Source organism: Streptosporangium sp. NPDC001559 (assembly GCF_042893955.1).
In the GTDB taxonomy this organism is placed as follows: Bacteria; Actinomycetota; Actinomycetes; order Streptosporangiales; family Streptosporangiaceae; genus Streptosporangium.
In genome coordinates this window covers 280,964-292,623 of sequence record NZ_JBIAVG010000010.1, presented here as the reverse complement: position 1 = coordinate 292,623, position 11,660 = coordinate 280,964, and the positions used below count along the sequence as shown (strand labels likewise).

Sequence of the window (11,660 nt, the reverse complement as noted above, 5' to 3'; positions counted from 1 at the left end):
TCCAAGTGACGGAGGGAGATTTAGGTAAGGCTTACCTTATATGTCCCTTCTGTCACTCTGTCACCGGGGGTGGGGGAACGGTGACAGGTGGATCACTCCGTCGTGGCGCGGGTGTCCGACCAGGCCTCCCACAGGGCGGCGTAACGTCCGCCCACGGCCAGCAGCTCCTCGTGCGTGCCGCTCTCCGCCACGCGTCCGTCCTCCATGACGACGATCCGGTCCGCCGTCGCGGCCTGGGTCAGCCGGTGCGCGACCACCAGGGCGGTACGGCCCTCGGCGGCGCGGGCGGCGGCCCGTTCGAGCGCGCGGGCGCCCGCGCTGCCCGCCTCGGCCGTCGCCTCGTCGAGCACCGCGACCTCCGGGTCGGCCAGCACCAGCCGGGCCAGCGCGAGCTGCTGCACCTGGGCGGCGGTGAGCCGGTGCCCGGCCTCGCCGACGACCGTGTCGAGCCCGGCGGGCAGCGCGCGTGCCCACTCCAGCGCGCCGACCAGGGCGAGCGCGGAGCACAGCTCCTCCTCGTCCGCCTCCGGCCTGGCCAGCCGCAGGTCCTCGGCGAGCGGCCCGGCGAACACGTGCGACTCCTGCGTGACCAGCACCACCGCGCGCCGCGCGCCCGGCCGGGCGGCGGGCAGCCGTACGGTCCCGGACGAGGGGCGCTGGACGCCCGCGACGATCCTGGCGAGCGTCGACTTGCCCGCCCCGCTCGCGCCGACCAGCGCGACCTGCTCACCGGGGCGCAGGACGAGGTCCACCCCGTTCAGCACCGGCCGTCCCGCCTCGTAGGCGTGCCCGGCGTCCGTCACGATGACCGCCCGCGGCTCCGCGTCCGGTTCCCGCCCGGCCTCCGGTTCCGTCTCGGACTCCGGGGGAAGCGTGGCGACCCCCGCCAGGCGCGCCAGCCCGGCCAGGGCCGACTGCGCGTCGTCGAGCAGCACGAGCGCGTTGTTGATCGGGCCGAACAGGCTGTGGAAGTACAGTGCGGCGGCGGTCGCGGTGCCGATGGACGCCGAGCCATCCTGAACCAGGAGGAACCCGGCGAACAGCACCGCGGCCAGCCCGATGTACTCGGCGATGTGCAGCCGGCTGTAGAAGCCCACCACGAGCCTGACCCCGCGCATCGTCAGCTCGATCGCCGCCCGCGAGGCGTTCGCGACCCGCCCGGCGTGCTCCTCCTCCATCCGGAAGGCCCGTACGGTCTCCGCGCCGCCGATCGTGTCGAGCAGACGCTGCTGTATCGCCCCCGCCGCGACACGCTGGCGGGCGTAGAGCGGCACCGCGTTGCGCACGTACCAGCGGGCGGTGTGCGCCTGGACCGGCACCGCGAGCAGCGCGGCGACCAGGAAGCGCCAGTCGAGCAGCGCCATGGCGCCGAGCGTCAGCACGATGGCCAGCAGCGAGCGGGCCAGTTCGGGCAGGGCGTTGCGCACCGACTCGGCCACCCGGGACACGTCACCGGTGACCCGGGCCGTCAGGTCGCCGGAGCCCGCCCGCTCGACCCGCTCCTGCGGCAGCAGCAGCGCGCGCTCGACGAACCGCTCCCGCAGCGCGGCCAGCATGGTCTCGCCGAGCCGCGAGACCAGCGTCAGCCCCAGCGCCGTCGCGCCGCCCTGCAGGAGCGCGACGAGCACCAGCAGCACGGCGGGCCCGGTCAGCTCCGTGGCGGGACGGCCCTCGGCGACCAGGTCGACGATGTGCCCGAGGAGCGGCTGGGGGAGCAGCCCGAACGCGGTCGCGCCGACCATCACGGCGAACCCGGCGGCGGCGAGCCCGCGGCGCGGACGCAGCAGCTCCCGCACGAGGGCGCGGGTCCGCGCGGGGGAGGCCGTCGGCAGCGCCCCCTCGGGCGGTGCCGTCTCCGGCTCCCTCTCCCGGTCCCGGGTCACGTCAGCACCGCCGAGCGGTAGGTCTCGTTGCGGCGGGCGAGCTCGGTGTGCGGCCCGGTCTCCACGATCCGGCCGCCGTCCAGCAGCACCACCCGGTCGGCGACGGTGAGCAGCGCCGGGCTGGTGGTGACCATGATCGTGGTACGGCCCCGCCGCAGCTCGCGTATCCCGGCGGCGATCCTGGCCTCGGTGACCGTGTCGACCGCCGTCGTCGGGTCGTGGACCACCAGCACCGGCCGGTCGGCGGCCAGCGCCCTGGCCAGGGCGACCCGCTGCCGCTGCCCGCCGGAGAGCGACCGGCCGCGCTCGGCGACCACCGTCTCCTGTCCGTACGGCAGGGCGCGGGCGACCTCGTCGGCTCCGGCCGCGGTCATCACCCGCTTCAGGTCGGCGCCCTCCTCGGCGGCGGCCCCGACGTTGCCGAGCAGCGTGCCCTCGAACAGGTCGGCGTCGTGCGCGGCGACCAGGACGGCGGAGCGCAGGTCACCGGGGTCGAGGCCGCGCAGGTTGATCCCGTCGAGCTCGACCGTCCCGGCCTCCGGGTCGGCCCGCCGGTCCAGGCAGCGCAGCAACGCGAGCGCGTCCGCCGGGTCGGTCGCGGCGACGCCGAGCAGTTCGCCGGGCGCGACCTCCAGGTCGATCCCGCGCAGCCCGGCGTGCCCGACCCCGCGCAGGCTGAGACCGCCCCGAAGGTCACGCGGCAGCCGTACGGCGCCGGGGGTGACGGCGGGCGGCGCGGCCAGCACCTCGGCGATCCTGGTGGCCGACGCCCTGGCCTGGGCGAAGGCGGTGTTGACCCGGGCCAGCGACTGCAACGGCCCGATCAGGAACAGCGCGAGCCCGACCGCGGAGATCAGGTCGCCCAGGCTGATCCGCCCGTCGGCCGCCAGCCGCCCGCCGGACAGCCCGACGACCGCGATGAGGCAGCCGGTCAGCGCCAGGACCACACCGTTCTGCAGCGCCTCCGCCCTGGCCGCGCGCATCGTCGCGGCCAGGGAGTCGCGGCTGGTCACGCGGTACCTGTCCAGGGCGGCCCGTTCCGCGCCGATGCCCTTGAGCACCCGCAGCCCGGCGACCAGGTCGGCGGCCACGCCGGAGGCGCGCGCGGCCCGGTCCTGCTCGGTCGCGCTGCGCCGTTCGAGCGGCCTGCTCAGCAGGTGACCGAGCCACAGCAGCGCCGGGGCGCCTGCCAGCACGACCAGGCCGAGCGGGACCGAGATCCACAGCAGCACGGCGGCCCCGGCCAGCAGTCCGGTGAACGTGGCGGCGGCGCCGGGGATCGCGTTGGCCAGCGCGCCGACCCGCCTGGCGTCCTCGGTGGCGATCCCGGCGAGCGCGCCGGGAAGCCGTCCGGACTCGGCGCCGCCGCCGGGATGCAGGACCCGGCCGACGACGTCGGCGCGCAGGGTGTGCGCGATCTCCTCCATGGCGCGGTCGGAGGCGCGGGCGCCGAACCGGTAGCTGAAGGACAGCACCAGATAGACGACGGCCAGCACCGCGAGCCAGCGCAGCAGGGCGCCGAGGTCACCCGCGACGACACCCTGGTCCACGGCCAGGCCGATCAGCACCGGAACCGTGGCCTCTCCCGCCTGGTGCCCGGCACGCAGCACGGACCCGGCCAGGACCAGGCGTCGCCTCCCGCCGAGCGCCCGGCGCAGAACCACCTGTCCCGGCGACCTCGACCGGCTCACCCGCGCCTCCCGACGTCATGATCAGGGAAGGCTAGCCTATTGTGCGGGTAATGTCCGGTTTGAGTCAGCGGTGTCGGTCAGGTGTGTCATTCAGCGCCTTCACCATCCGGTCGAGGGCGGCCTCCCACTGAGTCTCGTCCCTGGCGTAGCAGACCCGGAACCGCCCGACCCCCGACGGCCCGAACTGGTAGCCGGGACTCACCACGACCCCCGCCTCCCGCTGCAGGAGACGGGCCACCGCCACGTCGCTGAGACCGAGAGCCGAGACGTCGGGCCACAGGTAGGCCGTGCCCGCGCCGGGCCGTACGACCAGGCCGTCGACCTGACGCAGCCGGTCGACGGTCAGGTCGCGGATCACGCGCAGCTCCTCGACCCGGCGCCGCACGAACTCCCGGTCGTCGACCAGCCAGCGGGTGAGCAGCTGCTGGGCGTAGGCGGGGGCGCGCAGGCAGGTCATCGCCATCACCTGCTCGATCGCGTCCACGACCTCCGGGGGCGCGACGACGACCCCGATCCGGTAACCGCTGAGCGACTCGGTCTTCGACCCGCCGAGCATGGTCACCGTCCGCTCCGCCATCCCCGGCTGGGCCGCGAGATGGAAGAACGGGACGTCCGGATAGACCAGCCTGCAGTACAGCTCGTCGACGACCACCAGGAAGTCGTGCCGTACGGCCAGGCGCGCCATGCCGCGGACCGTCTCCTCGGTGTAGACCGAGCCGGTCGGGTTGTTGGGGTTGGACGTCAGCAGCAGCCTGATCCCGTTCCCGGCCACCTCGTCGAGCGCGTCCAGGTCGAGCTGCGGCCCGTCGGGACCGTCCACCATGCCGATCCGCACCACCCTGGCGCCGAGGAAACGCAGCATCCGCTCGACGAACAGGTACTCCGGGTCGGCGAGCGCCACGGTGTCGCCGTCGTCGACCAGCGCGCTGAGCGTCGTGAACAGGCCGCTCTGGGTCCCGGCGGTCAGCACGAGGTCACGGTCGGGGTCGACGTCCACGCCCAGCAGCTCCGCGACGGGACGGGCACAGGCCCGCCGCACCCCGTCGCCGCCCCGGTAGGCGGTGTAGGCCAGCTCGCCGTCCCCGGCGGCCAGGGAGAAGGTCTCCAGCGCCCAGTCCGGCGGCGGGAAGCGCACGGTGTCGAAATGGGTCGTGTCGAGCAGTCCGTGCCCGGCGCCGTCCAGCCGCAGGCTGAGATCGGCCTCGCGCACGGACGAGCCGATGAGCCGTGCCCGTTCCGGCAGGTGGGTCGCCCGCAGGCGCCGTGACTCCGGCCGTGCCCCCGGCTGTGATCGCGGCTGCGGTTCCGGGTTCGGTTCCATGGAATGCCCCGTCGGTTTCATGTGGTTCGCTCCGTTGAAGTCGCCGACGCGTCTCGTCGTGTCGAGGCGGTGGCCGGTGGGTCGTCTCGGACCGGGCGCCGGGGCGAGGGCCGAGGGGGAGCGGGCGTCCCGTGACCGGCCGAGCACGCGGGTGGTCGAGCCGCCCTTCCCCGGTCCGCCACGGAACCGCCGCGGTCAATCAAGTGAACGGGAACCCCCGGGGAACGGGCAAGCGCGGGAATCTGCACCGCCTCTTTTAGCTTTGCTAATGGGCCCTGACGCCGTTCTCGCCCGGCCCGCTTTTTTAGCGGACGTTAAAACACCGATTTCGAAAACGTTTCTTGTCCGGTCTCCGGGCTTTTTGGCAGACTCTGCGGTCGGCGACGGGACCTCTTTCCGTGGCCGCCGTCCGCCCCGCATCCGGTACGGCTCCCGCCTCCGGCGGGGTTCGGGACGGGGCCGGGACGTGTCGCCCACAGTGAGGAGCCGCCATGGAGCCGAGCGATCAGACGTCCAAGGACGCGATCATCCGGGAGGAACACCGGATCACCTCGCCACCGGCGCACGGCACCGTACCCGTCCACACCGAGCGGGCGCCCTCCCCGGCCGGGCACTACGCCCAGGCCGTACGGGCGGGCGACCTCGTGTACGTCTCCGGCCAGGTGCCGCGCGCGCCGGACGGCGGCTACACGCCCGCCGACGTGCGCGCCGAGACACTGCTGACCCTGCGCAACCTGGCCGAGATCTCCCACGCGGCGGGCGGCGGCCTCGGGGACGTGGTGAAGGTCACCGCCTACCTGGCGCGGCCCGAGTACTTCGGCGAGTTCAACGCCGCCTACGCCGAGTGCTTCGGCGGCCACCGCCCGGCCCGCACCACGGTGGTCGCGGGACTGCGCGAGGTGAAGGTCGAGGTGGACGCGGTCCTCCACCTGCCCGCCCCGCCCGCGGAGGGCGACGTTCGACCGCCCGGAGGCCATCGCTGTAAGCTGCCGGACGAGCACAAGCCGTAGGCCGACGGCGTGTCCTGCCGGTCGCGTCCCGTGGACCGCGGCGGGAACGAGGTGACATCCGTGACCAACCTGAGCCTCGCCGGCCTCCGCGCCATCGACGCCCTGGCGACCCACGGGTCGGTGACAGCCGCCGCGGGTGCCCTCGGCTACACCCCCTCGGCCATCTCCCAGCAGATCGCCCGGCTTGAGCGCGACGTGCGCCAGGTCCTCATCGACCGTCAGGGGCGGCGGATGACCCTGACGGTCGCCGGCCGCATCCTCGCCGAGGCCGCAGGCCGCATCGTGATCGAGCTGGAGAGCATGAACGCCGAGCTGCAGGCGCAGACGGAGACGGTCACCGGCCCGCTGCGCGTCGCGGCCTTCCCCACCGCGGCGCGGGGGATGATCCCGGCGGCGATGCGGGAGCTCGGGCAGACCTGGCCGTCGCTGGAACCGCAGCTCGTCGAGGTCGACTCCCACCGGGCGGTGGAACTCGTCGCCAAGGGCACCGTCGATCTCGCCGTGGCCCACGACTGGGCCGCGATGCCTCTCGAACTGCCCGAGGGGCTGCACTCCCGGCACCTGGGCGACGACGTCTCCGACGTGCTCGTCTTCCACACCCACCCGCTGGCCCGCCGGACCTCGGTCGAGTTCGACGACCTGCGGGAGGAGAGCTGGCTCTACGAGCCGGGGTCCGTGGCCCACGACTTCCTGCTCAACGCCTACCGCGACTCGCCGGGTACGGCCCGCTTCACCCACATGGTCAGCGAGTACGCCAGCCAGATCGAGATGGTCGGCGCGGGACTCGGCGTGGCCCTGGTCCCCAGGATGGGCCGGGGGCCGCTGCCCGCGACCGTCCGCGCGCTGCCCGTCGGCTCGGCCCCGCTGCGCCGGATCTACGGCGTGTGGCGGACCGCGACCGGGCGGCGGCCCGCCCTCACCGCCGCGCTCGGCGTGCTCGAGTCCGTCTGCGCACGGCTCGGGCGGCACTGACCGGCCCGGTTCTCACCGGGCGGGCAGCGGGGAGTCCGGGCCGGTCAGCCACCGCTCGACCGCCTCGCTCATCCGGCCGCCCACGTCGAGCGCCGCGGCCTTGGCGGCCACCGGGTTGGTGCCCGCGGCCTGGGAGAGGATCACCCCGAGCACCAGGCGGCCCCGCACCCGGGAGGCCCAGACCAGGTTGCCTCCGGCGGCGGTGCCCGAGCCGGTCTTGACGCCGATGACGCCGTGCCTGTTCAGCAGCGTGTTCGTGTTGGCCAGCCTGAGCGCGTCCCCGGGGACGACGGTCTCGGCCCGTGAGACCACCTCGCGGAAGACCGGGTCGCGCATCGCCTGTTTGGCCAGTCTGAGCTGGTCGGGGGCGGTGCTGACGGTGCTGTCCTCGTTGCCGCTGGCGCCGGTGTACGTGGTGGCCCGCATGCCCAGGCGGCGGGCCTCGGCGTTCATCCGCGCGACGAAGCGCTCCTGGGAGCCGGAGTCCCAGCGGGCCAGGAGGCGGGCCACGTTGTTGCCCGAGGGCACCAGCATCAGTTCGAGCATGCGGCGCAGCCGTACCCTGCGGCCCTCCCGCAGCGGGACGGTCGACTCCTGCGGCAGGTAGGACTCGTTGGCGGCGGTGTGGTCGACCGTGACCAGCGGGCCGTTCTCGCCGGGCCGCAGCGGATGGCGGCGCAGGATCACGTAGGCGGTCATCACCTTCGTCACGCTGGCGATGGGCACCGGCCTCCGCCCGCCGCTGAGGCCCAGGTTGCCCACCCCCTCGACCTCGACCGTGGCCTGCCCCTCAGCGGGCCACGGCAGCGGCACGCCGGGCACCGTGGCTCCGGAGACGGCCGGTACGGCTCCGCAGCCGCTCAGCAGGACGAACGCCAGGAGATAAGCCAGGACATATCGCATACGTGAAACGGTGTGCCGCTGATATCTCCGGCCCGTCGCCGTTGTGTCTTCGCCGTGGCTTAATCGTGTATCAGCCGTGTATCAGGCAGGGAGCCTGAGGGTGGCGACGGCGCCGCCCTCGGGGGCGTTGGCCAGGGTCAGGCCGGCGCCGATGACGTGCGCCTGGCCGAGCGCGATCGTGAGCCCCAGGCCGTGGCCCCGGCCACGTTCGGCGGCACCGGTGCGAAAGCGCTTCGGCCCGTCGGCCAGGAGCTCGGGCGGGAACCCCGGCCCGTGGTCGCGGACCTCGACCACGTTGTCTCCGGCGGCGATCTCGACCGGCGGGCCGCCGTGGCGGTGGGCGTTGAGGACGAGGTTGGCCAGGATGCGGTCCAGGCGGCGCGGGTCGGTCTCGGCCACCGGGTCCCCCGAGACGGTCACCCGCACCTCGACCCCGACGCGGGCCGCCGACCGTCGCGCCAGCTCGGCCAGCGGCACCCGGACCCGTTCGGCCACCTCGGCGCCCGCGTCCAGCCTGGAGACCTCCAGCAGGTCCTCGACCAGCGAGCGCAGCACCCCGACCCGGTCACGAACCAGGTCGGCCGCCTCGCCCTCGTCGAGCAGCCCGGCCACGGTGACCAGGCCCATCAGCGGGGTGCGCAGGTCGTGGGCGACGTCGGCGGTGAAGCGCTGCTCGGCCAGCAGCCGGTACTGCAGACTCGCCGCCATGGAGTCGACGGCCACGGAGATGTCGGCGATCTCGTCACGCCCGAGCCCGCGCCCCGGGGCGGAGACACGGGCGTCCAGGTCACCGTCGGCGATCCTGCGGGCGGTGGCGGCGACCCGCCTCAGCCGCCGGTTGGTCAGCTCGGCCAGGCCGACCGAGACCGGGACCACGACCGCGAGCGCGATCAGCGCGGCCTGGACCATGGCGCGGTCCAGGGCGTGCAACCTCACCCTCTCCGAGCCCATCTCCAGCCGGGAGAAGGCCACCAGATCCCCGTCGATCCGCTGCGCGGCCCACATCCACGGCCGCGTCGGCCTGCCGTCGTCGTACCAGGCGACGGCCTCGTCGCCGGTCAGCAGGGCACGCAGGGAGTCAGGCAGCTCGCCGAGTCGCCCGATCCGCCCGATCCAGGAGGCGGGATCCTCGGCGGGAGCGTTCGCGCGGTGACCCTCGACGGCCTTGTGGACCGACTCCACCGCCCGCTCCTTGGCCTGCCCGATCGCGCGGTCGAAGGTCGTCCGGTGGACCAGCACCCCGACCACGGCGGTCACCGCGCAGCAGGCCAGCGTGATCAGCGCCGCCACCTTCCAGCGCAGCGAGGGCTTCATGCCTTGCGCAGCTTGTAACCGAACCCGCGCACGGTCTCGATCCGGTCCGCGCCGATCTTCTTGCGCAGCCGCTGTACGCACAGGTCGACGACCCGGCTGTCGCCGTCCCAGCCGTAGTCCCACACGTCGCGCAGCAGCGTGGCGCGTTCGAGCACGATCCCCGGGTTGGCCGCGAACTCCAGCAGCAGCCGCAACTCGGTCGGCGCCAGCGCCACCGGACGCCCGCCGAGCCGTACCTCAAGGGCGGCCGGATCGACGGTCAGCTCGCCGAACCTCAGCACGCCGGGCTGGGAGACGGGAGCGGTGGTACGGCGCAGCAGCGATCTGATCCTGGCCACCAGCACCGGGATGTCGACCGGTTTGACCACGTAGTCGTCGGCCCCGGCCTCCAGCCCGGAGACCACGTCGGGGGAGTCGCCGCGCGCCGACATCATCAGGATCGGCACCTGGCTGGACTCCCTGACCCTGCGGCACAGGCCGATGCCGTCGAGCCCGGGGAGCATCACGTCGAGCACCAGCAGGTCGTGGTCACCGGCCAGGAAGGACTCCAGGCCGCCCAGGCCGTCCGAGGCGGTGGCCATGCGGTAGCCGTACCGCTCAAGGGCCATCGAGACGCCTCTGCGGATCACGTCGTCGTCCTCGACGAGCAGGATGGAGGTCACGCTGTACCTTATGCGTCCCGGACCGCCCCGCTCACCGCCGCAGCGGGTCGCGGTCGGGGAGGCCTGCCGACGCTGCCCGGCGGGCCGGCGACGCCAGTGTGCGCTGGATGATGAAGTACTCGGCCACGACCACGTTGACCAGGATGGACGCCCAACCACTGGCGTCGTAGATCTCGTCGAACGGCAACGAGACGAACGACTGCTTCAGCTGCAGGCCGACGGCCAGATAGACGCGCAGGGAGACGGCGGCGAAGGTCAGGGCGTAGTTACGGATCATCCAGATCCGATGCAGCTGTACGTCGCCGCGGCGAATGCTCCGGTACGCCTCGGCCAGCGTGTACAGCCAGGCCGCGACGAGCAGGTAGAACGCGACCTGGATCGAGAAGCCGCTGAGTGAGAACGTCGCGGCGAACGCCGCCGCGCCGGAGGCGATCAGGACGGAGACCATGTAGACCCGGCCCATCACCCGGTGCAGCCCGGGCCTGCGGACGCGCGGCCAGGTCATGAACTGCAAGGGGCCGATGATCAGAGCAAGGCCGCCGGGAACGGCGTGCACGGCGAGGGATAGGTAGTGCAGCGCCACGTTCGGGTCGATCGGCACGCTGCTGTCGGCCGGGTTCCCCGACAGGTAAGGGGGCACCGCGTAGGCGGTGATGCCGATCGCGGACACGGCCATCAGCCCCCACAGTGCCCACCACCACCGGCGGCGGCTGGTCCTGGGGGCGGGCGAGGCGGTCATAGGGGTACTCCAATACCGGTGGACGAGTGGGCCTGCCGACGGGGTTCGGGTCCGGCCGGACGGATATCGCGTTGAGGACGGCGCCGCCGCCCGGATGCCTCTTCGGCGGAGCGCCCCACCACATGTCCGGCACCGCAGGGGCGGCGGATCCCGGCGTCCCGGGTCGGTGCCGGTCACCACCCCTCCTGTGGGCTGGGCCGTTTCCCGTGGGCGTTCATCACGCTAGTGAGTGGAAAGAGAATTTGGCAGTGTTAGATTTTCCGAACAGGGCGCGGTTTCCTTGGAGCCGTGAAGGGGATGCCGTACGGTCACCGCATGACATCCGACGAAGCGGCTACCGACGTACCGCCACTGCGCCGGCGGCGCCGGGCCGTCGCCGTCCAGGAGATCGTGACCGCCGCCGAGCGCCACCTCACCGAACACGGGCCCGCCGCGATGTCCCTGCGAGCGGTCGCCCGAAGTCTCGGAATGACCGTGCAGGCGCTCTACCACTACTTCCCGAGCCGGGACCACCTCGTCACGACACTCATCGCCAAGGCGTACGACGACCTCGCCGACGCCGTGCAGGGTGCCGTCGACGCCGCCCCGGACAGGACGACGGTGCCGCGTGTGGTGCTGGCCGCCGAGGGTTACCGGCGCTGGGCCATGGTCAATCCCGAGCGGTTCCAGCTCATCTACGGAACGCCGCTGCGGCACTACGAGGCGCCCGCCGAGGGGCCGACCACCCAGGCCGTCCGCCGGATGAGCGCCATATTCATGCGTGAACTGTTCGGTGAGTTCTCCACGGAGCAGCTGGCCGCGGCCGACACCCCGGAACCCTCACCTTCGTTCAGGGCGCACCTGGAACACCTGCCCCCGGACGGCCTCGGAGCCCTGCCGCCCCCCGCGGTGTCCCTCTTCCTGGACGCGTGGGGGCGCATGCACGGTCTCGTGGCCCTGGAGGTGTTCGGGCACACCACGTTCATCGGCGCCCACCAGGCCGAGGTCTTCCACGTGGCGATGCGGAACATGTGCAGAGACGTCCACCGCCGGATCCCGGCGGACCGGACCGGCCTTCGAGAAGCGGGAGACGCACGGCAGGCTTCGAGGCCCTGAGCCACTCGTGAAGTGGCGTCATGGTTGCGATCATTTACCCCATGGCGTGTTCCCGGTGGCGGGCCGCCGT

Annotated in this window: 10 protein-coding genes; 3 read left to right on the top strand and 7 right to left on the bottom strand. The window is 73.2% G+C overall.

The window, feature by feature from the left end; all coding sequences use genetic code 11:
• Positions 1–92: 92 nt before the first annotated feature.
• The 3 genes from ACFYY8_RS23560 to ACFYY8_RS23550 form a co-directional block, all read right to left on the bottom strand.
• Positions 93–1,883, bottom strand: a complete 1,791-nt coding sequence (locus ACFYY8_RS23560; RefSeq protein WP_390044244.1) for an ABC transporter ATP-binding protein — start codon at positions 1,881–1,883, stop codon at positions 93–95.
• On the bottom strand, positions 1,880–3,574 hold the full coding sequence (locus ACFYY8_RS23555) for an ABC transporter ATP-binding protein (protein ID WP_390044242.1): 1,695 nt from the start codon (positions 3,572–3,574) through the stop codon (positions 1,880–1,882). Before ACFYY8_RS23555 ends, ACFYY8_RS23560 begins: the two co-directional genes overlap by 4 nt.
• A gap of 64 nt (positions 3,575–3,638) precedes the next feature.
• Positions 3,639–4,895: a pyridoxal phosphate-dependent aminotransferase gene (locus tag ACFYY8_RS23550; RefSeq protein WP_390044239.1), complete on the bottom strand. Its 1,257-nt coding sequence runs from the start codon at positions 4,893–4,895 to the stop codon at positions 3,639–3,641.
• A gap of 491 nt (positions 4,896–5,386) precedes the next feature.
• Between ACFYY8_RS23550 and ACFYY8_RS23545 the strand changes: the two genes are divergently transcribed.
• Complete coding sequence (locus ACFYY8_RS23545) at positions 5,387–5,905, top strand: RidA family protein (RefSeq protein ID WP_390044235.1); 519 nt, start codon at positions 5,387–5,389, stop codon at positions 5,903–5,905.
• A gap of 60 nt (positions 5,906–5,965) precedes the next feature.
• Positions 5,966–6,877 carry a LysR family transcriptional regulator gene (locus ACFYY8_RS23540; protein ID WP_390044232.1) on the top strand — a complete coding sequence of 304 codons (912 nt, stop codon included), beginning with the start codon at positions 5,966–5,968 and terminating at the stop codon, positions 6,875–6,877.
• Positions 6,878–6,889: 12 nt separating this feature from the next.
• Here ACFYY8_RS23540 and ACFYY8_RS23535 read toward each other — a convergent pair whose 3' ends face one another.
• From ACFYY8_RS23535 to ACFYY8_RS23520, 4 genes are all read right to left on the bottom strand, one after another.
• Positions 6,890–7,780, bottom strand: a complete 891-nt coding sequence (locus ACFYY8_RS23535; protein WP_390044230.1) for a D-alanyl-D-alanine carboxypeptidase family protein — start codon at positions 7,778–7,780, stop codon at positions 6,890–6,892.
• Positions 7,781–7,861: 81 nt separating this feature from the next.
• Entirely contained in the window at positions 7,862–9,094 is a 1,233-nt protein-coding gene (locus ACFYY8_RS23530) for a sensor histidine kinase (protein ID WP_390044228.1), read from the bottom strand.
• On the bottom strand, positions 9,091–9,756 hold the full coding sequence (gene cseB, locus ACFYY8_RS23525) for a two-component system response regulator CseB (RefSeq protein WP_390044226.1): 666 nt from the start codon (positions 9,754–9,756) through the stop codon (positions 9,091–9,093). The genes ACFYY8_RS23530 and cseB overlap by 4 nt, the downstream gene beginning before the upstream one ends.
• A gap of 31 nt (positions 9,757–9,787) precedes the next feature.
• The gene (locus tag ACFYY8_RS23520) at positions 9,788–10,495 is read right to left on the bottom strand and encodes a DUF2306 domain-containing protein (RefSeq protein WP_390044224.1); all 708 of its coding nucleotides are present in this window, start codon (positions 10,493–10,495) and stop codon (positions 9,788–9,790) included.
• Between the two features lie 315 nt (positions 10,496–10,810).
• Here ACFYY8_RS23520 and ACFYY8_RS23515 point away from each other — a divergent pair, with 315 nt between their 5' ends.
• Complete coding sequence (locus ACFYY8_RS23515; protein ID WP_390044222.1) at positions 10,811–11,590, top strand: TetR/AcrR family transcriptional regulator; 780 nt, start codon at positions 10,811–10,813, stop codon at positions 11,588–11,590.
• The last annotated feature ends 70 nt before the right edge of the window (positions 11,591–11,660 follow it).